Consider the following 23,630-nt stretch of genomic DNA (forward strand, 5'->3'; position numbering starts at 1 on the left):
CAACGCCTACGTGCTGGCCCACGAGTACGGCCACCACGTGCAGCACCTGCTGGGCACCAGCCGGCTGGTCACCCCGGGCGAGACCGGACCGGCCAGCGGCACCGTGCGCCTGGAGCTGCAGGCCGACGGCCAGCCCCCGGCCCCCGGGCCGACCACCGCCACCCCGGCCACGGCGGTCCTGGACGCCGGAGGTGTCCAGCCGGGCACCTTCACGGAACCTCATCGAGCGACGACCTCCTGGTCGGGGACGGGACACCGGTGGGGTCCGCTCGCAGCACTCTGCCCGGGGCGGGACCGCTGCGCACGCCGATGCCGTGCGGTCGGTCGGTGCCGGGACCTAGGGTCGGGTCATGCCCGTCGAAGGTGAGTACGAGCCGAGTCCGGAGAAGTGGGTCCGCGACCAGGTGGAGGTGTACGAGCGCACCGGCGGCAGGGAGGGCAACACCCTGCCCGGCCGCACCGAGCCGGTCGTCGTCTTCACCACCCGGGGCGCCAAGAGCGGCAAGGTCCGCAAGAACCCGTTGATGAAGGTCGAGCACGACGGGGTGTACGCGATGGTCGCCTCGCAGGGCGGCGCGCCGAAGCACCCGACCTGGTACTTCAACCTCAAGGCCCACCCCGACGAGGTCACCGTCCAGGACGGTGAGCACGTCTGGGACGGGGTGGCGCGCGAGATCGACGGCGACGAGTACGCCCGGTGGTGGGAGCGCGCGGTCGCCGCCTACCGCGACTACGCGGACTACCAGCGCAAGACCGATCGGAAGATCCCGATCGTCCTGGTCGAGCCCAAGGACTGACGAGCCGGAAGACTGAGCGGCGGGGTCAGGAGAAGCCGACCACCGCGTGCGGGGTGTAGGGCTCCTCGAGCCGGGCGACCTCCTCCGCCGTCAGCTGCAGCTCCACCGCGGCCACCGCGTCGTCCAGGTGCCGGTCCTTGGTGACACCGACGATCGGCGCGGTCACCACGGGCTTGCTGAGCACCCAGGCCAGCGCCACCTGCGCACGCGGGACCCCACGGGCTCCGGCGACCTCGGCCACCCGCTCGACGACCACCCGGTCCTCGTCGTTGTACAGCCTGCTGCCGAACTCGTCGGTCTCCGACCGGTTGGTCTGGGAGTCCCACTCGCGGGTGAGCCGGCCGCGGGCCAGCGGGCTCCACGGGATCACCCCGATGCCCTCGTCGGCGCAGAGCGGCAGCATCTCCCGCTCCTCCTCCCGGTTGAGCAGGTTGTAGTGGTCCTGCATGGAGACGAAGCGGTGCCAGCCGTGCTCGCCGGCCACGTGCAGGGCCTTGCTGAACTGCCAGGCCCACATGCTCGAGGCGCCCAGGTAGCGCACCTTGCCCGATCGCACCGCGGAGTCCAGGGCCTCCAGCGTCTCCTCGATCGGCGTGCCCGGGTCCCAGCGGTGGATCTGGTACAGGTCCACGTAGTCGGTGCCCAGCCGCCGGAGGCTCGCGTCGAGCTCGGCCAGGATCGCCTTGCGGGACAGCCCCGCGCCGTTCGGCCCGGGCCGCATCCGGCCGTGCACCTTCGTGGCCAGGACGACGTCCTCCCGGTCGGCGAAGTCGCGGATCGCACGGCCGGTGATCTCCTCGCTGGAGCCGGCCGAGTAGACGTTCGCGGTGTCGAAGAAGGTGATCCCGGCGGCCAGCGCCTTCTCGATGACGGCCCGGCTCTCCTCCTCGGGCAGGCTCCACGGATGACCGCCGCGGGCGGGGTCGCCGAAGCTCATCATCCCGAGACAGAGGCGGGACACCTGCAGGCCGGTGCTGCCCAGACGCGTGTACTCCATGGCCCGTCCCTTCCCCCGGCGCCGCCCTGCCCAACCTCCGGGCCGACGTGCTCAGGGCAGGGCGGCGTACCGCTCCTGCACGGCGGCCAGCACGCCCGGGGGCAGCTCGGTGAACGGCTCCAGCTCGATCGGCCGGCCCGCGCCCCGCCCCGTCCGCCAGACGCCCACGACCACACCCCGGTGCAGCGCGGTGGCCCGGAACATGCCGTTGCCGCCGGGCACGATCCGGTCGGCGAACTCCGTCGGCACGGTGCAGCTGCGGTCGGCGTAGCCGAGCACCAGCTCGTCGAAGCCGGGCAGCAGGTGCACGCCCTCGGCCTCGGCGCGGGCGGCGGCGAGCCGGTCGGGGGTCGCCGGGTCGAGCCAGTGCTCGGTGCCGTCGACGACGAGCCGCTCCAGCCGGGGTGCGGCGATCGCCAGCCCCGCCTTGACGTCGCGGACCAGCACGCCTGCCCAGCGCACCAGGTCCTTGACGGTCGCGGGGCCGTGCGAGGCGAAGAAGCGCAGCGCCAGCTCGCCGAGGGCCTCCTCACGCCCGAGGTGGCGGGGGGAGGTGATCCACTCCTCGAGCAGCACGAACTGCTGGTCGCTCCCGGCCGTGGGCCCCAGCACGAGCGTCCCGGTCTGGGCGAGGTACCAGAGCAGGTGGTAGCCGCGCTGACCCTGGGTGGACACCCCACCGGCGGCGATCACCGCCAGCAGGTCGGCCCGGCCGAGCCGGCCACCGCCGGTCAGGGCGCTGATCGCCAGCTCCCGGGCCCGCTCCAGCTCTGCCTCGGTGATCCCGACGACGGCGCGTCGCTTCTCCACCCCGGCGAGGGCGCGCGGCCCGAGCAGCGCCAGCATCCAGGGCAGGTCCTCGGCGGCGGTCAGGTGCAGCGTGCCGCGCATCGGCCAGGACCGGACCACCTCGCCGGCGTCCAGCGCGGCGGTGACCGCCGCCCGGGTGCCGCCGGCGGTGCGCAGCGCGACCGAGGTCAGCGCACCGGGCAGGTCCTGCCCCTGGACGGCGGTCGACCAGCGCACCGCCTCGGCCGGGGTCGGGCACCGCGGCCCGATCAGCCGTTGTGCCGCCATCCGCAGCCCGGCCAGGTCCACCGTCATGCCGACACCCTGGCAGCCCGGGCCGACAGTCCTGGGGTCAGCGCGCCCGGCGCAGGTACACCAGGCCCTCGGCGTCGGGCTCGGTGGTCAGCGGACCGAACCCGACCGCCTCCGCCGTCCGCAGGCTGGCGGTGTTGTCCGGTTCGACACCGAGCACGAACTGCTCGACGTCGGCGAGCGCGTCGGTCGAGACGAGGGCGCGGAGCGTCGCCGTCCCGTACCCGCGGCGCCAGCGGGCCGGGTCGACCACGTAGGCGGCGCCCATCGTGCGGCGCTCGTCGGTGGCGACCACCTGCTCGGTGGCCGGGTCCCACTGCGTCCACCGGTCGTAGACGTCGCCGCCGATCAGCGCGACCGGGGCGCCGTCGGCGGCCAGCGCGACGAACGAGCGGGCCCGCAGCACGGTCCGGCCGCGGAACTCCTCGCCCCGGGCGGCGGTGCGCAGGGCCAGCTCCCGTTCGGGCCAGCTGCGGCCGCCCAGCTGGCGCTGCACCACCGGGTGGTCGAACCAGGGCAGCACCGGCAGCAGGAACTCGGGCTCGAACGGCACCAGCCGGAGGGTCTCGCAGACAGGCACCGCCCCACCCTGCAGCACGCCCACGGCCACGTCATCCGGAGGCGTCGACCGCCCCCGGCCGACGTCGTACCGTGCCCTCATGATGGGGATGGGCAATCTCGGCCCGGACGGGCGCCGCCGGCAGCGGCTGGTCGCCGGGATCATCGTGGCGGCGATGCTGCTGGCCGCCGGCGCGGTGCTCTTCAGCGGCGCCTTCTGATGGACGGCGGACCGGACATCGACGCCTGGTTCGCCGCCGCCGGCACCCGGGAGGCCGACCTGCGAGCCACCGACGCACTGGTCCTGGCCGCCGCACCCGGCATCGACCGGCAGCTCGTGCCGATGGGCCGCGGGCAGGTGCTCGGGTACGGCCTGATGCCCTACCGGCCGCGATCGGCGACGGAGACGACGATGTGGCCGTTGATCGCGCTGGCCGCGCAGAAGCGGCACCTCTCGCTGTACGTGTCGGCCGTCGTGGACGGCGCCTACCTGGCCGAGTCGCGGGCCGCGCAGCTGGGGAAGGTGTCCTGCGGCAAGAGCTGCATCCGGTTCACGTCCCTGGACCGGGTGGACACGGTGGCGCTGGACCAGCTGGTGCGCGACGCGGTGGCCAGCACCGCCCGTGGGGACAACGACTACACCGGCGGCTGAGCGGCGCGGCGGAGGAGGTCGAGGACCTCGTCGTCCTCGGTGGCGCGGAAGTCGGCGTAGGCCTGGCCGACCGAGCGGAAGCCCGGCGGGCTGCTGAGCACCACCAGCTCGTCGGTCGCCGCGGTCAGGGCCGGCACCGCGTCCGGGGAGCAGACCGGGACGGCGAGCACCACGCGCGCGGCGCCCTGGGCCCGGGCGACGGCGCAGGCGGCGCGGGCGGTCGAGCCGGTGGCGATGCCGTCGTCCACCAGCACGACGGTGCGGCCGGCCAGCGGCACCCGCGGCCGCACCTCGCGGAAGAGCCGGACCCGCCGGTCGACCTCTGCCTGCTGGTCGTCCCGGACGCGGGCGAGGTCGGCGTCGACCACCCGGGCCACCCGGAGCACCCGCTCCTCGAGCACCACCACCCCGCCCTCGCCGACCGCGCCCATCGCGAGCTCGGGCTGGCCCGGCACCCCGAGCTTGCGCACGACGAGGACGTCCAGCGGTGCGGCCAGCGCGGCGGCGACCGGGACGGCCACCGGCACGCCGCCCCTCGGCAGCCCCAGCACCACGGGCCCGGCCGCTCGCAGGTGGTCCAGCGGGCGTGCCAGGTGGTCGCCGGCATCGGCGCGGTCACGGAAGAACACGGCCACCTCCGGGATGCGGGTCCGGTCCCGATGCTGCCGGGTCGGGACAGCGGGGGGAACGGGGCCCTAGGTCCCTTGCGGTCGCGGCCGGGACCGGGCAGCGTGGCGTGCAGCAGGACCCCGGGGGACGTGCCGGCAGACGGCACGCGGGGTACGAGCACCGGAGGGCACGCATGCCGTTGGCCGTGCTGCAGACCGTCCAGACCATCCCGTTCGTCGACCGATCCGTCGACCGATCCGTCGACCTGGCCGTGCGTCGGCTGTCCGAGGAGCTCGGGCAGCGACCGCAGGTGGTACGGCCGGTGGTGCTCGAGTGCCGGCAGCAGCTCAGCGGTTCCCCGGCCGGGGCTCTGCCCGAGCTGGTCGAACGGCTCGCCCGGCATCGCCTCCGGGCACCGGTGGACTGACCTCCGGGCACCGGTGGACTGACCTCCGGGCACCGGTGGACTGACCGGCCGAGGAACGGGTGGCCCCGTCGGCGGATGATGGGGTCATGGGCTACGTCGACGTCACGGGGATCCGGTTCACCCTGCCGGACGGGCGGGTGCTCCTCGACGACGTCGCCTTCCGTGTCGGGGAGGGCGCCTGCGCCGCGCTGGTCGGGGAGAACGGCGCCGGCAAGACCACCATGCTGCGGATCATCAGCGGCGACCTGACACCGGATGCCGGCTCGGTGGCGCTGATCGGCGGGCTGGGCATCATGCGCCAGTTCATCGGCTCGGTGCGCGACGACACCACCGTCCAGCGGTTCCTCGTCGACCTCGCGCCGCCCGCCGTCCGGGAGGCCTGGGACGCCGTCGAGACCGCCGAGCTGCGGATGATGGAGGACGACGACGAGCCCACCCAGATGGCCTACGCCAACGCGCTGGCCCACTGGGGCGACGTCGGCGGTTACGACGTCGAGGTCACCTGGGACACCGTCACGGTCGCCGCGCTGGGCGTGCCCTACGACGGCTGCAAGTACCGCGAGCTGAACACCCTCTCCGGCGGCGAGCAGAAGCGGCTGGCCCTGGAGTGCCTGCTCCGCGGCCCCGACCAGGTGCTGCTGCTCGACGAGCCGGACAACTACCTCGACGTCCCCGGGAAGCGGTGGCTGGAGGATCGGCTGATCGAGACCCGCAAGACGGTGCTGTTCGTCAGCCACGACCGGGAGCTGCTGGCCCGGGTCGCCGACCGGGTGGTCACCGTCGAGGGCGGGACGGCGTGGGTGCACGGCGGCAACTGGGCGAGCTACCCCGCGGCACGCACCGCCCGGCACGACCGGATGGCGGAGCTGCGCAAGCGCTGGGACGAGGAGCACGAGCGACTGGTCGACCTGGTGCGCACGCTGCAGCAGCAGGCGAAGAACTCCCCGGACATGGCCGCCCGCTACCACGCCATGCAGACCCGGCTGGCCAAGTACGAGGCCGCCGGGCCACCGCCGGAGCGGCCACCGGACCAGCACGTGACCATGCGGCTGCGTGGCGGCCGCACGGGGGTGCGGGTGGTGATGGCCGAGCAGCTCGAGCTCTCCGGCCTGATGCGCCCCTTCGACGTGGAGGTCGAGTACGGCGACCGGGTCGCCGTCCTGGGCTCCAACGGGGCCGGCAAGTCGCACTTCTTGCGGCTGCTGGCCGGCCAGGACGTCGCGCACACCGGCGAGTGGCGGCTCGGGGCGCGCGTCGTCCCCGGGTTCTTCGCCCAGACCCACGCCCATCCCGAGTGGCTGGACCGCACCCTGGTCGACCTGCTCTGGCACGGCGAGCCCGGGCGGCCGGGCGTCGACCGCGGGCGGGCCATGGCGGCGCTGCGCCGGTACGGGCTGGCCCCCTCCGGTGACCAGCTGTTCCGGTCGCTCTCCGGTGGTCAGCAGGCGCGGTTCCAGGTGCTCCTGCTCGAGCTCTCCGGCGCCACCCTGCTGTTGCTCGACGAGCCGACCGACAACCTCGACGTGCTGTCGGCCGAGTCGCTGGAGGAGGCGCTGGACGCCTTCGACGGCACGGTGGTCGCGGTGACCCACGACCGCTGGTTCGCCCGCACCTTCGACCGCTTCCTGCTCTTCGGCGCCGACGGGCACGTGCGCGAGGTCCCCGAGCCGGTGTTCGACGAGGGCCGGGTCCAGCGCGCCCGCTGAGCTCAGAGGTCGGGGTCGAGGGTGCCGTCGCCGCCGATCCGGTCCAGTTCGGTCAGCTCCTCGGGTCCGAGCTGCCGGGCCGCCGCCTCGAGGTTCTCCTCCAGGTGGGCGACCGACGAGGTGCCCGGGATGAGCAGCAGGTTGGGGGAGCGGGCCAGCAGCCAGGTCAGCGCCACCTGCATCGGGGTGGTCTCGAGCCGGCGGGCCACCGTGTCCAGCGCCGCCGACTGCAGCGGCGAGAAGCCGCCCAGCGGGAAGAAGGGCACGTAGGCGATGCCGTCCCGGGCCAGCGCGTCGACCAGCGGGTCGTCGGCCCGGTGCACCAGGTTGTAGTGGTTCTGCACGCACACCACCGGGGCTATGCCGCGGGCCTCGGCCAGCATCTGCGGCGTCACGTTGCTGACCCCGAGGTGCCGGACCAGCCCCTCCTGCTGGAGCTGGGCGAGGGCCTCCATCGGCTCGGCCAGCGAGCGCTGCACCGGCTCGGCGAACCCGGGCATCCGCAGGTTGACCACGTCCAGGACGTCGAGCCCCAGGTGGTCGAGGTTGTCGTGCACCGCCTGCCGCAACTCGTCGGCACCCAGCGCCTCGGGCCACTCGCCCGCCGCCGTGCGCCGGGCCCCGACCTTGGTGACGATCGTGAGCTGCTCCGGGTAGGGGTGCAGCGCCTCGCGGATGACCTCGTTGGTGACGTGCGGGCCGTAGTAGTCGCTGGTGTCGATGTGGTCGACGCCGAGCTCGACCGCGCGGCGCAGCACCGCCACCGCGGCGTCCCGGTCGGCAGGTGGGCCCATCACGTGCGGGCCGGCGAGCTGCATGGCGCCGTAGCCGATGCGGTGCACGGCGCGGTCACCGAGGGGGAACTGGCCGGACTGCTCCGCCGTCGTCGTCATGCCCGCCGGGCTACCCCGGGAGGCGGGGGTGCCACACCGTCAGCGGATGACGAACGGGACCTCGGGGACGGCGATGGGGGAGAGGACCCGCTGCCAGACGGCGACGTCGGCGTCCACCCGTGCGGCGCCCTCGGCGACCCGGGCCTCCGCGGCCAGCGCGGCCCGGTCCGCGCGGTCGCCCCGCACCGCCACCACCGCGATCCCGGTGCCGGCGAGTGCCAGGCCGGCGCCCACCCAGATCGGGGCGGTGTAGCCCAGCCCGGCCGACAGCACGCCGGCCCCGAGCGCAGCACCCAGCGCGTTCGCCACGTTGAACGCGGCCTGGTTCGCCGCGGACACCAGGCTCCCGCCGGGGACCCGGGCGGCCTCGATGACCCGGTTCTGCACCACCGGGCCGAGCGCGAAGGCCAGCGTCCCGAAGAGCACGAGCACCGGGACGGCGAGCACCGCGATGTCGGCGACGAGCGCGAAGAGGGCGAGCGCAGCGGCGGTGGCGACCAGGCCGACGGCGACGAAGGAGAGCCCCCACCGGTCACCGAGCCGGCCGCCGATCAGCGTGCCGACGGTGGTGCCCACGCCGAAGAGCGCCAGCACCGGGGTGACCCAGCCCTCGGACAGGCCGGTGAGCTCGGTGAGGATCGGGCTGACGTAGCTGTAGACGGCGAACAGTGCGGCGAACCCGACCATCGTCAGCCCGAGCACCAGCCACACGCCGGGCCGGCGGAAGGCGCCCAGCTCGCTGCGCAGGTCGGTGGGCTCACCGGCGACGCCGGGCATCCAGGCGAGCAGCCCGGCGATGGTGACCAGACCGATGACGGCGACCCCGGCGAAGACCACCCGCCAGCTCAGCTGCTGGGCGACGAACGTGCCCAGCGGCACGCCCACGACGTTGGCCAGCGTCAGCCCGGTGATCATCAGGGAGATCGCCTGGGTGGCCTTCTCCTTCGGCACCAGCCGGCGGGCGGCCACCGCCCCCACGCCGAAGAACGACCCGTGCGCCAGCGCGGCGAACACCCGGGCGGCCACGAGCGTGCCGTAGTCGGGGGCCAGCGCGGACAGCAGGTTGCCGACCGTGAACAGCACCATCAGCGCGACCAGCGTCTGTCGCGGGGTGAAGCGCACCCCGAGGGCGGTCAGCGTCGGGGCGCCGATCACCACGCCGATGGCGTAGGCGGAGATGAGCAGCCCGACGGCGGAGACCGAGACGTCCAGCCCCTCGGCGATCTGGGGCAGCATCCCCATCACCACGAACTCGGTGGTGCCGATGCCGAAGGCACCGATGGCGAGCGCGATCAGGGCGCGGGGCAAGGCGGGGCTCCTCGGTGTACTGCGGAGAGGCGGCCCGGACGTCGGGGCCTCCTCCAGCCAAGGGCAGGAAGGCCCCGGACCGTGCCTGCGCCGGGCATGAGACTGGTCACGTCGTCCCACCCGGCCGCGTGCGACGGGCCGCGCACCGGTGCTGGACCGGTGCGCGGCCCGTCGGCCGGAGCGGGGTGGATCAGGGCTGGAGCAGCACCTTCACGGCGCCGTCCTGCTTCTGCCGGAAGGTCTCGTAGGCCTGCGACGCCTGCTCCAGCGGCACGTGGTGGGTGGCGAAGTCGTCGACGCCGAGCGGGTCGGCGTCGGTGAGCAGCGGCAGGATGTCGGGCACCCAGCGCCACACGTTGGCCTGGCCCATCCGCAGCTCGATCTGCTTGTCGAACATCCGCATGAGCGGCATCGGGTCGGTCGCCCCGCCGTAGACGCCGGACAGCGAGATGGTGCCGCCGCGGCGCACCGCCTCGATCGCGGTGTTGAGCGCGGCCATCCGGTCGATGCCGACCACCGTCATGACCTTCTCCATGATGGCGTCGGGCACCAGGGCGCTGGCCTTCTGCGCGAACTTCGCGCCGGGGGAGCCGTGCGCCTCCATGCCGACGGCGTCGATGACGGCGTCCGGACCGCGGCCGTCGGTCTTGTCCCGCACCCAGGCGACGACGTCGGCCTGGTCGGTGGAGTCCAGGACGTCGATCCCGTTGGCGCGGGCCCGGGCCAGCCGCTCGGGCACGGTGTCGGACGCGAGGACCTGGGCGGCACCGAGGTGCTTGGCGATCCGGGTGGCCATGTCGCCGATCGGGCCCAGGCCGAGGACCAGCACCGACCCGCCGGGGACGACGCCGGCGTACTGCACGGCCTGCCAGGCGGTGGGCAGCACGTCGGAGAGGTAGACGAAGCGGTCGTCGGCCGGGCCCTCGGGGACCTTGATCGGCAGGGTGTTGCCGAAGGGCACCCGCAGGTACTCGGCCTGGCCGCCGGGCACCTGGCCGTAGAGCTTCGTGTAGCCGAACAGGGAGGCGCCGAAGCCCTGCTCCCGGTTCTGCGTCGTCTCGCACTGGCTCTGCAGCCCCTGGTCGCACATCCAGCAGGTGCCGCAGGAGATGTTGAACGGGACGACGACCCGGTCGCCTGCCTTGAGTTCGGTGACCGCGGGACCGACCTCGCGGACGATGCCCATCGGCTCGTGGCCGAGCACGTCGCCGACGGTCATGAACGGCGCCATGACCTCGATCAGGTGCAGGTCCGAGCCGCAGATGCCGCTCGAGGTCACCTGGACGATCACGTCGGTGGGGTCCTTGATCTCCGGGTCCGGGACGGTGTCCACCCGGACGTCGTCCCGGCCGTGCCAGGTCACTGCGCGCATGGGGGTGCTCCTCGGGTCTGGGTGCCCCGGACGGCCGCGACGGGGCAGCAGGCCGTTCACCGGGGCGTGACGTTCCTCGCCCCTACCCATCACGGCGAGTTCGATTCCTGACCCGCGCGCAGTGATGACGTGACAGAGGGTGCCCATTTGGCACTAAGTGTTGTGACCTCCGCCACTTGACCGGGTGTGCTCACCCGGTCGTCCACATCACGAACCGATCACGTCGTGTTTACATGGGCCCCGCCCGAATCGCCCCCGACGGAAAGACAGGTGCATGGACCCGCAACACCTCGCCCGGCTCGACGACGAGGGGACGGTGCTCTCGACCGGCACCGCTGGCGGGTCCGCCGCCGCCACCCCGCCGTCCGACCGCCCCGAGGTGCTCGCCTCCGTGCTGCCGTTCCGCCGGGCCGTCCGTCGTCCGCGCCGCCTCCTCGGTGCCGCCTCGACGCGCACCGCGTCGGTCACCTGCCCCGTCTCGGCCGGCACCTCGCCGGTCGCCGCGGCGGAGCAGTGGCCGCTCCCGGTCGAGGGGGCCGACCCGGTGCTCGTCGACACCTGGCCGCTCGGACCGGCCGGCACCCCGCTGTCGGCAGCCGCCGCACCGGCCGCCGAGGTCGCGACGAGCTCCCGCCGCCGGCTGACGCTCCCGTCCGGCCGGCCGGCGCTGTTCGTGGCCGCGGCGATCATCGGGGTGGTCGGGCTCGGGCTCACCGCCGCCGGCGCGCCGTCCCCGGTCGCCCGGGCGGCGGCCGACGAGCCGGTCAGCGTCGCCGAGGAGCTGGGCATGGTCCAGGCGGAGCAGCCCGCGCTCACCGGCGAGGAGGCCGCCGCCCGGCTGCAGGAGCTGGCCGCCACCCGCGCCCAGCGCGAGGACGCCGAGGCCGCCGCCGCCCAGGTGCAGGCAGAGGCGGACCGCGTCGCGGCCGAGGCGGCCGCGGCGGCCGCCGCCGAGGCGGCCCGGCCCAAGGCCGTGCTGCCCGTGCAGGGGCGGCTCACCAGCCAGTTCGGTTCGCGCTGGGGCACGCTGCACGCGGGCATCGACTTCGCCGCGCCGTTGGGCACCCCCGAGTACGCGGTGATGGACGGCGTCGTCCTCCGCGCCGGCGCGGCCAGTGGCTTCGGGCTGGCGGTCTACGTCCAGCACGCGAACGGCGACGTCTCGGTCTACGGCCACATGCAGGAGATCCTGGTCGAGGAGGGGCAGACCGTGCGGGCGGGCGACACCATCGCACTGCTCGGCAATGAGGGGCAGTCCACCGGTCCGCACCTGCACTTCGAGGTGCACGCCGGCGGCCTCGACGGGCCCCGGATCGACCCTCTCCCGTGGCTGCGCGAGCGCGGCGTCGCCATCTGATCGAGGACCTCGTCGTCCCCCCGCCCCTGCGAGGGGGCCGGCCTGGCGTTCCTGGCTGACATGCGGCATCGTGCATGTCAGAACGCGGGGCGACGGAGGGGACGGCGATGGGTCACGACCACGGTGCGGGGCACGGCTCCGGCACCACGGCCGCCGGGCACCGCGGCCGGCTGGCCGTCGTCCTGGTCCTCACCGGCTCGGTCTTCGTCCTGGAGCTGGTCGGCGCGCTGATCTCGGGCTCACTGGCCCTCCTCGCCGACGCCGCCCACATGGCCACCGACGCGCTCGGCATCGGCATGGCCCTCGGTGCGGTCACCCTCGCCCAGCGCCCCGCCCACGGCCGGCGCACCTTCGGCTGGCAGCGCATGGAGGTCCTCGCCGCCGTCGGCAACGGTCTGCTCCTGCTCGTCGTCGGCGGGTACGTCGTGGTCGAGGCGATCCGCCGGATCGGCGACCCACCCGACATCGACTCCGGCTGGATGCTCGGCGTCGCCCTCGTCGGGCTGGCGGTCAACGTCGGCTCGCTCGCCCTGCTCCGCTCCGGCCAGCGCGAGTCGCTGAACACCCGGGGCGCCTACCTCGAGGTGGTCGGTGACGCGCTGGGCTCCGTCGCCGTGATCGTCGCCGCCGTCGTCATCGCCACGACCGGCTGGACCGGGGCCGACGTCGTCGCCTCCCTCGCGGTCGGCGCGCTGGTCCTGCCCCGCGCCTGGTCGCTGCTGCGGGAGGCGCTGGACGTGCTGCTCGAGGCGGCCCCCAAGGGAGTCGACCTGGAGCAGGTGCGCGACCACGTGCTCGGCGTCCACGGCGTCTTGGACGTGCACGACCTGCACGCCTGGACCATCACCTCGGGTCTGCCGGTGCTCTCCGCGCACGTCGTCGTCAGTGACGAGGCGCTGGCCGACGGGCACGGCGGCCGGGTGCTCGATGCCCTCTGCAGCTGCCTGGGCGACCACTTCGACCTGGAGCACTGCACCTTCCAGCTCGAGTCGCCCGGGCACCGGAACCACGAAGCGCCCGTCCACGACTGAGGGAGCGGGGCGGGCTGGGACGATGCCCCCGTGTCCGTCTCCCTGGTGATCACCGCCGACACCCACGTGCCCAAGCGGGCCCGGGACCTGCCCGACCCGCTGTGGCAGCAGATCGAGGCGGCGGACGTCGTGGTGCACGCCGGCGACTGGGTGGACGTGGCCCTGCTCGACGAGCTGGAGCGGCGGTCGCGGCGGCTGGTGGCGGTGTACGGCAACAACGACCACGGGGTGCTGCGGGACCGGCTCCCGGAGGTGGTCCGGGTCGAGTTCGACGGCGTCCGGTTCGCGGTGGTGCACGAGACCGGGGACGCCAAGGGCCGGGAGCAGCGCTGCGCGGCCGCCTTCCCGGACGTCGACGTCCTGGTGTTCGGACACAGCCACATCCCCTGGGACACGACCGGGCCCACCGGGCTGCGGCTGCTCAACCCCGGGTCGCCCACCGACCGGCGCCGCCAGCCGTTCGCCACGTTCCTCACGGCCACGGCCGATGCCGGGCAGCTGCGGGACGTGGTGCTGCACCGGCTGCCCGTGCGACCGCCGCGCCGGTGAGCCCGCCCCCGCTCCCACCGGCCGCGGTCGCCCTGCTCGCGTGCCCGGTCTGCGGCCAGCAGCTCGCCGCTGACCGGGATGGTCTCCGGTGCACCGCCGGGCACGCCTTCGACCGGGCGCGGCAGGGCCACGTCACGCTCCTCCCACCGGGTGGCAGCCCGCACGAGGGTGACTCCGCGGCCATGGTGGGGGACCGGGCGGACTTCCTGGCCGCCGGCCACTACGCCGGCATCACCGCGGCGCTGGCCGACGCCGCCCTCGCCGGGCCGCCGCCGCGGACGCTGCTCGACTCGGGCGGCGGCACCGGAGCGCACCTCGCCGGCGTGCTGGACCGGGCACCCGCCGCCGTCGGGGTGGTGCTCGACGCCTCCCGCTACGCCGCCCGCCGGGCCGCCCGCGCCCACCCCCGCGCGATCGCCGTGGTGGCCGACTCCTGGGCCCGCTGGCCGGTCCGGGACGGGTCCGTCGACCGGGTGCTCGTCGTGTTCGCCCCGCGCAACGGCGCGGAGACCGCCCGGGTGCTGACCCCGGACGGCCGGTTGGTCGTCGTCACCCCGGCCGTCGACCACCTGGCCGAGCTCGTCGGCCCGCTGGGGCTGCTGCACGTCGACCCGGCCAAGGCCGACCGGCTGGCCGCCACGCTCGAGCCGCACCTGCGCCCGGCCGGGACGGCGGGCCATCGATCGGTGTTGGAGCTGGACCACCTCGCGGTGCGCACGCTCGTCGGGATGGGCCCGCACGCCCGGCACCTCGCGGCGGGGGAGCTGGCCGCCCGGGTGGCCACGCTGCCGGAGCCGGTCGCGGTCACGGTGGCGGTCGACGTCGGCAGCTGGACGCGCGGCTGAGCGCACGTCCAGCCGCGGCCAGGGCCCGGAGCCGCCCAGGTCCCGGTCGTGCCGAGGGCCCGGCCCTGCGGCCGGGCCCTCGGGGAGCCTGCTGGTGCCCGCTGCGGGGCGGGTGGGTCAGCGGGTGACGCGACGCTGCTTGCCGGTGGCGGCCACGTAGACCGCCAGTACGAGGATCGCGCCCAGGATCGACGCCCACCAGCCGCCGAGGTCGAACTCCAGCCCGTCGCCCTGGACGAGGCTGAACACGAGGTTGCCCACCACCGAGCCGATGAGGCCGAGCACGAGGGTGGCGACGAGGCCGAGGTCCTGCTTGCCCGGGACCACGGCACGGGCGATCAGACCGGCGACGAAGCCGATCAGGACGGTCAAGAGGATCCCACCGATGTCCACGGGCGACCTCCGGTGCACGACGGTCGAGCCGTCTCGCGCTGGTCCGTCCAGCGCAAGATCAACGATTCCCACGCCCGGACGTGACCAAACTCCCCGAGCCGCCGCATCGCCCATCGGGCGTGCGCCCGGGCGTGGCCCGACGGCTGGCGTACCGCGCCCACCTGCACTTCCGCCGGCGCCGGGCCGGGCCACCGGGGGAGCGGCCCGGGACGCGCCGCACCGACTCCTGCTCCCGCCGCGTCGGCCGTGACGTGACGGTCTAAGCTCCGACCGTGACGATCGCACCCGCCCCGATCGTGAGCCGGCCGAGCCCGGCCCACGAGGCCGAGAAGGGATCGCGGCTCCTCGGTCTGCTGCGCACCACCGACCACAAGACCATCGGCCTGATGTACACGACGGCGTCGTTCATCTGGTTCTTCGTCGGTGGCTTCATGGCGTTGCTGATGCGCGGTGAGCTGGCCCGCCCCGAGCTTCAGTTCCTCTCGCCCGAGCAGTACAACCAGCTGGTCACCATGCACGGCACGGTGATGCTGCTGTTCTTCGCGACGCCGATGTTCTTCGCCTTCGCGAACCTGATCATGCCGCTGCAGCTGGGTGCGCCGGACGTCGCCTTCCCCCGGCTGAACGCCTTCTCCTTCTGGCTGTTCCTCTTCGGCTCCTCCATCGCCGTCTCCGGCTTCCTGACCCCCGGTGGCGCCGCCGACTTCGGCTGGTACGCCTACACCCCGCTGTCGACCGGCGCACACAGCCCGGGCGCCGGAGGTGACCTGTGGATCACCGGCCTGGCGGTCAGTGGTCTGGGCACGATCCTCGGTGGCGTCAACTTCATCGCAACGATCGTCTGCCTGCGGGCGCCGGGCCTGACGATGTTCCGGATGTCCATCTTCACCTGGGCATCGCTGGTCACCAGCATCCTGATCCTGCTCGCCTTCCCGATCCTGACCGCCGCGCTGTTCGCGCTGCTGGCCGACCGGCACCTCGGTGCGCAGGTCTACTCGCCGGAGAACGGCGGGCCGATGCTGTGGCAGCACCTGTTCTGGTTCTTCGGGCATCCAGAGGTCTACATCATCGCGTTGCCGTTCTTCGGCATCATCAGCGAGGTCATCCCGGTCTTCAGCCGCAAGCCGCTGTTCGGCTACAAGGGCATGGTCTTCGCGCTGATCGCGATCACCGCCCTGTCGCTGGCAGTCTGGGCGCACCACATGTTCGCCACCGGCGCGGTGCTGCTGCCGTTCTTCGCCTTCCTGACGTACCTGATCGCGGTGCCCACCGGGATCAAGTTCTTCAACTGGATCGGCACCATGTGGCGCGGCCAGATCACCTTCGAGACGCCGATGCTGTTCTCGATCGGCTTCCTGATCACCTTCCTGCTCGGTGGTCTGACCGGTGTCCTGCTGGCCAGCCCGCCGCTGGACTGGCACGTCAACGACAGCTACTTCGTCGTGGCCCACTTCCACTACGTCGTCTTCGGCACCGTGGTCTTCGCCGCCTACGCCGGTCTCTACTTCTGGTTCCCGAAGATGTGCGGCCGGATGATGGACGAGAAGATCGGCAAGCTGCACTTCTGGCTGACCTTCATCGGCTTCCACGCCACGTTCCTCATCCAGCACTGGCTGGGCAACGCGGGCATGCCGCGCCGGTACGCCGACTACCTCGCCCTCGACGGCGGCGGCTCCTTCACCACGATGCACACGATCTCGACCATCGGGTCGTTCATCCTCGGCGCCTCGGTGATCCCCTTCGTCTACAACGTCGTGAAGTCGTGGAAGCACGGCCGGCTGGCGCTGCGCGACGACCCCTGGGGGCACGGCAACTCGCTGGAGTGGGCGACCTCGTCGCCTCCGCCGCGGCACAACTTCGTCGAGATCCCCCGGATCCGGTCGGAGCGCCCCGCGTTCGAGCTGCACTACCCGCACCTGCGGGACCGCCTGGAGATGGAGGCGCACGCCGGCAAGGGGCACCAGCCCTACGCCAGCGAGGCCGGTCTCACCGGCGGTGCCCGCCAGGGAGCCGACGACAAGGACCCGACCTGAGCACGGCCCCCTGAGAGGGACCACCACGGACGCCCCGTCAGCCGATCGGCTGGCGGGGCGTCCGTGCGTCCGGGGCCGGGGACCGTCGGGCAGGGCGCGGTCGGAGGGCGATCACCGGTCCGGCACGATGACGGCGTGACCGACCGCGCCGCCGCCCCAGCGCCGACCGACCCGACTGCTGCACCGCCGACGTCCGACGGTGCCCTGCTGACCGTGACCGGCAGCGACCGGCCGGGGGTGACCGCGGCGCTGTTCGCCGCGCTGGCCCAGGTCGGCCCACACCCGGTCGAGGTCCTCGACGTCGAACAGGTCGTGGTGCACGGCCAGCTGGTGCTGGGCGTCGTCGTCGGGAGCCCGGAGAGCGGGTCCGTCGGGTCCCTGGCCGACCGCCTGCGCGCCGCCGTCGCCGAGGTGGCGTCCCGGACCGGCGTCGCGGTGAGCGTCCAGCCCACCGCGGCCGGCAGCGCCCGGCAGGAGCGCACCGCCCGCCACCACGTCATCGTGCTCGGCCGCCCCGTCCCGCCCGCTGCGGTCGCCGGCGCCGCGCGCGCCATCGCCGGGGTGGGCGGCAACATCGAGGCGATCCGCCGGCTGTCGGACTACCCGGTCACCAGCTTCGAGCTGACCGTCTCGGGTGCCGCGTCCACCGAGCTGCGGACGGCGCTGGCCACGGTCGCCGCCGAGACGGGCACCGACATCGCCGTGGAGCAGGTCGGGCTGGCCCGGCGCGGCAAGCGGCTGATCGTGCTGGACGTCGACTCGACCCTGGTACGCGGCGAGGTGATCGACGAGCTGGCCGCCCGGGCCGGCCGGGCCGCCGAGGTCGCCCGGATCACCGCGGCGGCGATGAACGGCGAACTCGACTTCGAGGAGTCCCTCCGGGCGCGGGTGGCGGTGCTGGCAGGGCTGCCGGTGGGCGTGCTGGACGAGGTCCGCGCGCACCTGGTCCTCACCCCGGGCGCCCGCACCCTGATCCGCACGCTGCAGCGGCTGGGGTTCCGCTGCGGCATCGTCAGCGGCGGGTTCACCCAGATCACCGACCCGCTCGCCGCCGAGCTCGGGCTGGACTTCGCCGCCGCGAACACCCTCGAGGTGGCCGACGGCCGACTCACCGGTGGGCTCGTCGGCGAGGTCGTCGACCGGGCGGGCAAGGCCCGGGCGCTGGCCCGCTTCGCCGCGCAGCACGGCGTCCCGCTGGACCAGACGGTCGCGGTGGGCGACGGCGCCAACGACCTCGACATGCTCAACGCCGCCGGGCTGGGCATCGCCTTCAACGCCAAGCCGTTCGTGCGCGACCAGGCGCACGCCGCGTTGAACCAGCCCTACCTCGACGCCGTCCTCCAGGTCCTCGGGTTCACCCGCGACGAGGTGCTGGACGCCAGCTGAACGGAAGTCAGCGGCTCCACGCGAGTCGGGCACGGCTGCTGACCGCGGTGTCGACCGTCAGGACGACGATGTGCTGAGCTCCACGCCGGCGGTGCGGAGCTGCTCCAGGGCCGCCTCGGTGGTGGCCGGTGAGACGCCGGCGGTGAGGTGCAGCAGCACCCGGGTGGCGAACCCGGCGCCGACCCCGTCCAGCGCGGTGGCCCGGACGCAGTGGTCGGTGGCGATGCCGACGACGTCGATCGCGTCGACACCGTGGGCCCGCAGCCAGTCGGCCAGCGGCTGCCCGTCGAAGGAGCCCTCGAAGCCGGAGTAGGCGGCTTCGTACTCGCCCTTGTCGAAGACCGCCTCGATCGGCCGCCGGTCCAGGTCGGAGTGCAGCTCGACCCCGGACGTGCCGACGACGCAGTGCGCGGGCCAGGTCTCCAGGTAGTCGGGCTGCTCGGCGAAGTGACCGCCCGGGTCGACGTGGTGGTCCCGGGTGGCGACGACGTGCGCGTAGTCGGTCGCGGCGGCGTGGGCGCTGATCGCCCGGGCGACGGCGGTGCCGCCGTCGACGGCGAGGCTCCCGCCCTCGCAGAAGTCGTTCTGCACGTCCACGATCACCAGGGCACGGGTCATGACCCCATCCTGCCCCGGCGACGACCTCCGCCGGGGCGGGGCCCTCGGCTACCCGGTGACGGTGTCGATCGCCGGCTCGCCCCGGGACAGCGACCACGCCTCGGTCGGCAGGGCGCCGCGCGCCTGGACGTGCAGGTCCCGGGCAGCGGCCAGCGAGTCGGCGGGGGATCGGGGATCGACGAGCTCGCCCCCGCGGACCAGCGGCCGGATCAGGTCGCGGTCGTGCTCCTGGGCGGGGACCGGTGCCGCGCTGACCACCTCGGCGGTCGCCGTCCCGGCGGCGTCGTGCCGCCGGACGGCGTGCTTGCGGCCGCCCACCGAGCGCTTGCCCACGGAGTTCTTGGCCACCGGTACCCCGTCCCGGGCCACGAGCTTGTAGACCATCCCGACGGTGGGTGAGCCGGAGCCGGTCACCAGTGAGGTGCCCACCCCGTAGCCGTCGACCGGGGCGGCCGCCAGCGCGGCGATCGCGTACTCGTCGAGGTCGCTGGTGACGATGACCCGGGTGGCCGTCGCGCCCAGGGAGTCCAGCAGCTCGCGGGCGCGGGTCGCCTCGATGGCGAGGTCACCGGAGTCCAGGCGGACGGCGCCGAGTTCCGGGCCGGCCACCTCGACCGCCGTCCGGATGCCCTGCTCGGTGTCGTAGGTGTCGACCAGCAGCGTCGTCCCGACGCCCAGGGTGTCCAGCTGCGCGCGGAACGCCGCCGCCTCGTCGTCGTGCAGCAGGGTGAACGCGTGGGCGCTGGTGCCGGTCGTGGGGATGCCGTAGCGGGCGCCGGCGGCCAGGTTCGACGTGGCCGAGAAGCCGACCAGGGCCGCGGCCCGCGCGGCGGCGACGGCGGCCTCCTCGTGTGTGCGCCGGGAGCCCATCTCGATGCACGGGCGGCCACAGGCGGCGCCGACCATCCGGGCACCGGCGGCGGCGATGGCGCTGTCGTGGTTGAGCATCGACAGGACCAGGGTCTCCAGCAGCACGGCCTGGCCGAACGGGGCCCGCACGGTGAGCACCGGCGAGCCGGGGAAGTAGAGGTCGCCCTCGGCGTAGCCGTCGACGTCCCCGGTGAACCGGAAGCCGGCCAGGTGCTCCAGCAGTCGTGGGTCGTCCACGCCCTGCTGTCGGAGCGCGTCCAGCTCGGCGTCCCCGAAGCGGAAGTCGGCCAGCGCCTCCAGGAACCGGCCGGTCCCGGCGAGCACCCCGTACCGCCGGCCGTGCGGCAGCCGGCGGGCGAAGACCTCGAAGACGCAGTCCCGGTCGGCGGTGCCGTCGGCCAGGGCGGCGGCCAGCATGGTCAGCTCGTAGCGGTCGGTGAGCATCGCGGGGCTGAGCGGCGGGCTCTGCGGCATGGAGCAGCACGATAGGTGCCCACCGACTGCGTCGCTGGAGGCGGTCGTCCTAGAGTGCTCACGTGGCCGGACCGCTCGCGCCCGAACGGGTGTCGGAGACGTCGACGGGGGAGGAGTCCGCCCTCGACCGCCCCTGGGTCACCGTCGTCTGGGACGACCCGGTCAACCTGATGACCTACGTGACGTTCGTGCTCCAGGAGCTGTTCGGGTACGACGAGGCGACCGCGACGGAGCTCATGCTGCAGGTGCACAACGAGGGCAAGGCGATCGTCAGCTCCGGTCCGCGGGAGCGGATGGAGCACGACACCAACCGGCTGCACGCCTACGGGCTGTGGGCCACGTACCAGCGGGACGCGTGAAGCCGTTCCGCCGCAAGGGCGACGAGCTGGTGGCCCGGCTGGTCGACGCCGAGGCCGACATCGTGGGCCTGCTGCTGGACCAGCTGGAGCAGCTGCTGTCCGCGGACCCGGCCGACTCCGGTGGCGACCCGGTGCTGGAGCGCCTGCTGCCCAGCGGTCACGCCAGCGACCCGCAGCTGGCCGCCGAGTACCGCGACCTGACCGAGGCCGGGCTGCGCAGCGGCAAGGCCGACGACCTGGCGATGGTCCGGGCCACCGTGCCGCCCGGCGGTGGCGAGGTGCGGCTGGACGCCGAGCAGGCGCGCGCCTGGCTGCGCACCACCAACGACCTCCGGCTGGCGATGGGCACCCGGCTGGGCATCACCGCGGAGACCGAGCCCCCGGAGATCGACGCCACGGGCGAGGGGGCCGACGACGAGAACTCGCAGCTGGCCGTCTACTACTGGCTCACCGCCGTGCAGGGGTCGTTGATCGACGCCTTGGCCGCCGGTCGAGGCGACCGACGGTGAGCAGCACCAGGATGGCGACGAGCAGGTCGGCGACGAAGAACACGTAGACCAGGCTGTGCACGTCGACGTCCTGCACGAGCGCCCCGATGCAGGACAGCAGGGTGATGCCGGACAGGGCGGCCAGCAGCACCAGCCCGATGAGCCGGCCGAGCACCACGAGCACCAGCTCGACGCGGTCGGTCCGCTGGTCGGTGGCGCGGCCACTGCGGTGGAGCAGCCGGGCCGATCCGATGGCCAGGGCCGGCAGCGCGACCAGGACGACGCCGATCACCATGAGAACCTCGATCACCACGGTCGGCGACGTTATCGGTCGGACACGTCCGCGACGCAATCCGTTCCCGCGGCGGTCACCCGTTCCGGCGCCCGTCCGGGGCGGGGAGGACGCCGGCCGGTGGCGCTGCCTAGACTGGCCCTGTGCTGCGCATCGACCGCGCGATCTACGACGCCATCGTGGCCCACGCCCGGGAAGACCACCCGGACGAGGCCTGTGGCGTCGTCGCCGGCCCCGAGGGCAGTGACCGGCCCGAGCGCTTCATCCCGATGCTCAACGCGGCCCGCTCGCCGACGTTCTACGAGTTCGACAGCGCCGACCTGCTGAAGCTGTACCGCGACATGGACGACCGGGACGAGGTGCCCGTGGTCATCTACCACTCGCACACCGCCACCGAGGCCCACCCCTCGCGCACCGACATCAGCTACGCCTCCGAGCCCGAGGCGCACTACGTGCTGGTCTCCACCCGCGAGCACGGTGCCCGCACCGGCCTGGCCGGTGACGAGGTCGAGTTCCGCAGCTTCCGGATCGTCGACGGCGAGGTGCGCGAGGAGGACGTCGATGTCGTCGACCAGCGCGCCGAGCGTGTCCCCGTTGCCCTGGACGGTCTTGTTGCCGCCGGTGTGGGTGCGCAGGATGGTCGGGATGCGGACCTCGATGGCCATGGGGGAACTCCTTCTCGCGGGGTGACAGGGGTCGCGCAGGGCGCGCAGGAACGACTGTTCGGGGGAACGCCGGTGTGCGGCCGGCGATTCCGCCGGCCGCGGGGTGAGCTGCGGCTCAGTCGTAGACGACGGTGGTCGGCGAGTGGCCGAACAGGTAGGACTCGACGACCTCGACGTCCTCCTCGCGCACCTCGCCGTCGACGATCCGGAAGCTGCGGAACTCGACCTCGTCACCGGCCAGGCCGGTGCGGGCACCGTGCTCGCGGGTGGAGACCAGCACGTAGTGCGCCTCGGGCTCGGAGGCGTAGCTGATGTCGGTGCGCGAGGGGTGGGCCTCGGTGGCGGTGTGCGAGTGGTAGATGACCACGGGCACCTCGTCCCGGTCGTCCATGTCGCGGTACAGCTTCAGCAGGTCGGCGCTGTCGAACTCGTAGAACGTCGGCGAGCGGGCCGCGTTGAGCATCGGGATGAAGCGCTCGGGCCGGTCACTGCCCTCGGGGCCGGCGACGACGCCACAGGCCTCGTCCGGGTGGTCTTCCCGGGCGTGGGCCACGATGGCGTCGTAGATCGCGCGGTCGATGCGCAGCACAGGGCCAGTCTAGGCAGCGCCACCGGCCGGCGTCCTCCCCGCCCCGGACGGGCGCCGGAACGGGTGACCGCCGCGGGAACGGATTGCGTCGCGGACGTGTCCGACCGATAACGTCGCCGACCGTGGTGATCGAGGTTCTCATGGTGATCGGCGTCGTCCTGGTCGCGCTGCCGGCCCTGGCCATCGGATCGGCCCGGCTGCTCCACCGCAGTGGCCGCGCCACCGACCAGCGGACCGACCGCGTCGAGCTGGTGCTCGTGGTGCTCGGCCGGCTCATCGGGCTGGTGCTGCTGGCCGCCCTGTCCGGCATCACCCTGCTGTCCTGCATCGGGGCGCTCGTGCAGGACGTCGACGTGCACAGCCTGGTCTACGTGTTCTTCGTCGCCGACCTGCTCGTCGCCATCCTGGTGCTGCTCACCGTCGGTCGCCTCGACCGGCGGCCAAGGCGTCGATCAACGACCCCTGCACGGCGGTGAGCCAGTAGTAGACGGCCAGCTGCGAGTTCTCGTCGTCGGCCCCCTCGCCCGTGGCGTCGATCTCCGGGGGCTCGGTCTCCGCGGTGATGCCCAGCCGGGTGCCCATCGCCAGCCGGAGGTCGTTGGTGGTGCGCAGCCAGGCGCGCGCCTGCTCGGCGTCCAGCCGCACCTCGCCACCGCCGGGCGGCACGGTGGCCCGGACCATCGCCAGGTCGTCGGCCTTGCCGCTGCGCAGCCCGGCCTCGGTCAGGTCGCGGTACTCGGCGGCCAGCTGCGGGTCGCTGGCGTGACCGCTGGGCAGCAGGCGCTCCAGCACCGGGTCGCCACCGGAGTCGGCCGGGTCCGCGGACAGCAGCTGCTCCAGCTGGTCCAGCAGCAGGCCCACGATGTCGGCCTCGGCGTCGACCAGCCGGGCCACCAGCTCGTCGCCCTTGCGGCGGAACGGCTTCACGCGTCCCGCTGGTACGTGGCCCACAGCCCGTAGGCGTGCAGCCGGTTGGTGTCGTGCTCCATCCGCTCCCGCGGACCGGAGCTGACGATCGCCTTGCCCTCGTTGTGCACCTGCAGCATGAGCTCCGTCGCGGTCGCCTCGTCGTACCCGAACAGCTCCTGGAGCACGAACGTCACGTAGGTCATCAGGTTGACCGGGTCGTCCCAGACGACGGTGACCCAGGGGCGGTCGAGGGCGGACTCCTCCCCCGTCGACGTCTCCGACACCCGTTCGGGCGCGAGCGGTCCGGCCACGTGAGCACTCTAGGACGACCGCCTCCAGCGACGCAGTCGGT

General features: G+C 73.7%; 28 protein-coding genes and 1 pseudogene. 15 read left to right on the plus strand and 14 right to left on the minus strand.

What is annotated here, in order from left to right:
- Positions 1 to 37: 37 nt before the first annotated feature.
- Positions 38 to 367, plus strand: a complete 330-nt coding sequence (locus tag G5C62_RS27975; RefSeq protein ID WP_241175773.1) for a hypothetical protein — start codon at positions 38 to 40, stop codon at positions 365 to 367.
- Positions 351 to 797, plus strand: coding sequence for a nitroreductase family deazaflavin-dependent oxidoreductase (locus G5C62_RS07640; protein ID WP_164700540.1), 447 nt, complete (start codon positions 351 to 353; stop codon positions 795 to 797). Before G5C62_RS27975 ends, G5C62_RS07640 begins: the two co-directional genes overlap by 17 nt.
- A 25-nt stretch (positions 798 to 822) precedes the next feature.
- On the opposite strand, the gene G5C62_RS07645 is transcribed toward G5C62_RS07640, so the two are convergent.
- Genes G5C62_RS07645 through G5C62_RS07655 form a run of 3 tightly spaced genes read right to left on the minus strand, consistent with a single transcriptional unit; the run spans position 823 to position 3,556 of the window.
- Complete coding sequence (locus G5C62_RS07645) at positions 823 to 1,794, minus strand: aldo/keto reductase (protein WP_164700541.1); 972 nt, start codon at positions 1,792 to 1,794, stop codon at positions 823 to 825.
- Positions 1,795 to 1,845: 51 nt separating this feature from the next.
- Entirely contained in the window at positions 1,846 to 2,898 is a 1,053-nt protein-coding gene (locus G5C62_RS07650; protein WP_164700542.1) for a winged helix DNA-binding domain-containing protein, read from the minus strand.
- Between the two features lie 37 nt (positions 2,899 to 2,935).
- Positions 2,936 to 3,556, minus strand: a complete 621-nt coding sequence (locus G5C62_RS07655) for a GNAT family N-acetyltransferase (RefSeq protein WP_164700543.1) — start codon at positions 3,554 to 3,556, stop codon at positions 2,936 to 2,938.
- A 117-nt stretch (positions 3,557 to 3,673) separates the two neighbouring features.
- Here G5C62_RS07655 and G5C62_RS07660 point away from each other — a divergent pair, with 117 nt between their 5' ends.
- Entirely contained in the window at positions 3,674 to 4,105 is a 432-nt protein-coding gene (locus G5C62_RS07660) for a DUF1801 domain-containing protein (protein ID WP_164700544.1), read from the plus strand.
- On the opposite strand, the gene G5C62_RS07665 is transcribed toward G5C62_RS07660, so the two are convergent.
- Entirely contained in the window at positions 4,090 to 4,734 is a 645-nt protein-coding gene (locus G5C62_RS07665) for a phosphoribosyltransferase (RefSeq protein ID WP_164700558.1), read from the minus strand. The two genes, G5C62_RS07660 and G5C62_RS07665, sit on opposite strands and share 16 nt — an antisense overlap.
- A 173-nt stretch (positions 4,735 to 4,907) precedes the next feature.
- Between G5C62_RS07665 and G5C62_RS07670 the strand changes: the two genes are divergently transcribed.
- Both G5C62_RS07670 and G5C62_RS07675 read left to right on the plus strand, forming a co-directional pair.
- Positions 4,908 to 5,141, plus strand: a complete 234-nt coding sequence (locus tag G5C62_RS07670) for a hypothetical protein (protein ID WP_164700545.1) — start codon at positions 4,908 to 4,910, stop codon at positions 5,139 to 5,141.
- Positions 5,142 to 5,227: 86 nt separating this feature from the next.
- On the plus strand, positions 5,228 to 6,847 hold the full coding sequence (locus G5C62_RS07675; RefSeq protein ID WP_164700546.1) for an ABC-F family ATP-binding cassette domain-containing protein: 1,620 nt from the start codon (positions 5,228 to 5,230) through the stop codon (positions 6,845 to 6,847).
- Positions 6,848 to 6,849: 2 nt separating this feature from the next.
- Here G5C62_RS07675 and G5C62_RS07680 read toward each other — a convergent pair whose 3' ends face one another.
- The 3 genes from G5C62_RS07680 to G5C62_RS07690 all read right to left on the minus strand — a co-directional run bounded on the left by G5C62_RS07680 (position 6,850) and on the right by G5C62_RS07690 (position 10,420).
- Positions 6,850 to 7,740, minus strand: a complete 891-nt coding sequence (locus G5C62_RS07680; protein ID WP_164700547.1) for an oxidoreductase — start codon at positions 7,738 to 7,740, stop codon at positions 6,850 to 6,852.
- Positions 7,741 to 7,779: 39 nt separating this feature from the next.
- Complete coding sequence (locus G5C62_RS07685; protein ID WP_164700548.1) at positions 7,780 to 9,048, minus strand: MFS transporter; 1,269 nt, start codon at positions 9,046 to 9,048, stop codon at positions 7,780 to 7,782.
- Positions 9,049 to 9,238: 190 nt separating this feature from the next.
- Positions 9,239 to 10,420 (minus strand): zinc-dependent alcohol dehydrogenase, encoded by a 1,182-nt coding sequence (locus tag G5C62_RS07690; protein ID WP_164700549.1) that lies wholly within the window; start codon positions 10,418 to 10,420, stop codon positions 9,239 to 9,241.
- A 274-nt stretch (positions 10,421 to 10,694) separates the two neighbouring features.
- On the opposite strand from G5C62_RS07690, the gene G5C62_RS07695 reads away from it, so the two are divergent.
- The 4 genes from G5C62_RS07695 (at position 10,695) to G5C62_RS07710 (ending at position 14,202) form a co-directional block, all read left to right on the plus strand.
- On the plus strand, positions 10,695 to 11,777 hold the full coding sequence (locus tag G5C62_RS07695; RefSeq protein WP_206330519.1) for a M23 family metallopeptidase: 1,083 nt from the start codon (positions 10,695 to 10,697) through the stop codon (positions 11,775 to 11,777).
- A gap of 107 nt (positions 11,778 to 11,884) precedes the next feature.
- On the plus strand, positions 11,885 to 12,808 hold the full coding sequence (locus G5C62_RS07700; RefSeq protein ID WP_164700550.1) for a cation diffusion facilitator family transporter: 924 nt from the start codon (positions 11,885 to 11,887) through the stop codon (positions 12,806 to 12,808).
- 30 nt (positions 12,809 to 12,838) lie between these two features.
- The gene (locus tag G5C62_RS07705; protein ID WP_164700551.1) at positions 12,839 to 13,357 is read left to right on the plus strand and encodes a metallophosphoesterase; all 519 of its coding nucleotides are present in this window, start codon (positions 12,839 to 12,841) and stop codon (positions 13,355 to 13,357) included.
- Positions 13,354 to 14,202: a putative RNA methyltransferase gene (locus G5C62_RS07710; protein WP_241175771.1), complete on the plus strand. Its 849-nt coding sequence runs from the start codon at positions 13,354 to 13,356 to the stop codon at positions 14,200 to 14,202. Before G5C62_RS07705 ends, G5C62_RS07710 begins: the two co-directional genes overlap by 4 nt.
- A 117-nt stretch (positions 14,203 to 14,319) precedes the next feature.
- On the opposite strand, the gene G5C62_RS07715 is transcribed toward G5C62_RS07710, so the two are convergent.
- Complete coding sequence (locus G5C62_RS07715) at positions 14,320 to 14,595, minus strand: GlsB/YeaQ/YmgE family stress response membrane protein (protein WP_241175772.1); 276 nt, start codon at positions 14,593 to 14,595, stop codon at positions 14,320 to 14,322.
- A gap of 272 nt (positions 14,596 to 14,867) precedes the next feature.
- On the opposite strand from G5C62_RS07715, the gene ctaD reads away from it, so the two are divergent.
- Together ctaD and serB are read left to right on the plus strand one after the other, a co-directional pair.
- Positions 14,868 to 16,628 carry a cytochrome c oxidase subunit I gene (gene ctaD, locus G5C62_RS07720; RefSeq protein ID WP_164700553.1) on the plus strand — a complete coding sequence of 587 codons (1,761 nt, stop codon included), beginning with the start codon at positions 14,868 to 14,870 and terminating at the stop codon, positions 16,626 to 16,628.
- A gap of 135 nt (positions 16,629 to 16,763) precedes the next feature.
- Positions 16,764 to 18,014, plus strand: coding sequence for a phosphoserine phosphatase SerB (gene serB / locus G5C62_RS07725; RefSeq protein ID WP_164700554.1), 1,251 nt, complete (start codon positions 16,764 to 16,766; stop codon positions 18,012 to 18,014).
- Positions 18,015 to 18,071: 57 nt separating this feature from the next.
- On the opposite strand, the gene G5C62_RS07730 is transcribed toward serB, so the two are convergent.
- Complete coding sequence (locus G5C62_RS07730; protein ID WP_036333433.1) at positions 18,072 to 18,632, minus strand: isochorismatase family protein; 561 nt, start codon at positions 18,630 to 18,632, stop codon at positions 18,072 to 18,074.
- Positions 18,633 to 18,680: 48 nt separating this feature from the next.
- On the minus strand, positions 18,681 to 19,976 hold the full coding sequence (locus G5C62_RS07735; RefSeq protein WP_164700555.1) for a nicotinate phosphoribosyltransferase: 1,296 nt from the start codon (positions 19,974 to 19,976) through the stop codon (positions 18,681 to 18,683).
- A gap of 62 nt (positions 19,977 to 20,038) precedes the next feature.
- Here G5C62_RS07735 and clpS (G5C62_RS07740) point away from each other — a divergent pair, with 62 nt between their 5' ends.
- Entirely contained in the window at positions 20,039 to 20,335 is a 297-nt protein-coding gene (gene clpS / locus G5C62_RS07740; RefSeq protein ID WP_036333437.1) for an ATP-dependent Clp protease adapter ClpS, read from the plus strand.
- Positions 20,332 to 20,844, plus strand: coding sequence for a DUF2017 family protein (locus G5C62_RS07745; protein WP_036333439.1), 513 nt, complete (start codon positions 20,332 to 20,334; stop codon positions 20,842 to 20,844). Before clpS (G5C62_RS07740) ends, G5C62_RS07745 begins: the two co-directional genes overlap by 4 nt.
- On the opposite strand, the gene G5C62_RS07750 is transcribed toward G5C62_RS07745, so the two are convergent.
- A complete protein-coding gene (locus tag G5C62_RS07750; RefSeq protein ID WP_164700556.1) occupies positions 20,783 to 21,136 on the minus strand; it encodes a hypothetical protein in 354 nt (117 codons plus the stop codon). The genes G5C62_RS07745 and G5C62_RS07750 overlap by 62 nt on opposite strands.
- 158 nt (positions 21,137 to 21,294) lie before the next feature.
- Here G5C62_RS07750 and G5C62_RS29005 point away from each other — a divergent pair.
- Positions 21,295 to 21,528 (plus strand): annotated as a pseudogene (locus G5C62_RS29005) (Mov34/MPN/PAD-1 family protein); the annotation flags it as partial.
- 367 nt (positions 21,529 to 21,895) lie between these two features.
- Here the strand turns inward: G5C62_RS29005 and G5C62_RS07765 are convergent.
- A complete protein-coding gene (locus tag G5C62_RS07765; protein WP_164700557.1) occupies positions 21,896 to 22,369 on the minus strand; it encodes a Mov34/MPN/PAD-1 family protein in 474 nt (157 codons plus the stop codon).
- 122 nt (positions 22,370 to 22,491) lie between these two features.
- Here G5C62_RS07765 and G5C62_RS07770 point away from each other — a divergent pair, with 122 nt between their 5' ends.
- Positions 22,492 to 22,845, plus strand: coding sequence for a hypothetical protein (locus tag G5C62_RS07770; protein ID WP_164700556.1), 354 nt, complete (start codon positions 22,492 to 22,494; stop codon positions 22,843 to 22,845).
- Here G5C62_RS07770 and G5C62_RS07775 read toward each other — a convergent pair.
- A complete protein-coding gene (locus tag G5C62_RS07775; protein ID WP_036333439.1) occupies positions 22,784 to 23,296 on the minus strand; it encodes a DUF2017 family protein in 513 nt (170 codons plus the stop codon). The genes G5C62_RS07770 and G5C62_RS07775 overlap by 62 nt on opposite strands.
- The gene (gene clpS, locus G5C62_RS07780) at positions 23,293 to 23,589 is read right to left on the minus strand and encodes an ATP-dependent Clp protease adapter ClpS (RefSeq protein ID WP_036333437.1); all 297 of its coding nucleotides are present in this window, start codon (positions 23,587 to 23,589) and stop codon (positions 23,293 to 23,295) included. The genes G5C62_RS07775 and clpS (G5C62_RS07780) overlap by 4 nt, the downstream gene beginning before the upstream one ends.
- Between the last annotated feature and the right edge of the window lie 41 nt (positions 23,590 to 23,630).

The sequence above is a fragment of the Modestobacter sp. KNN46-3 genome (assembly GCF_011039295.1).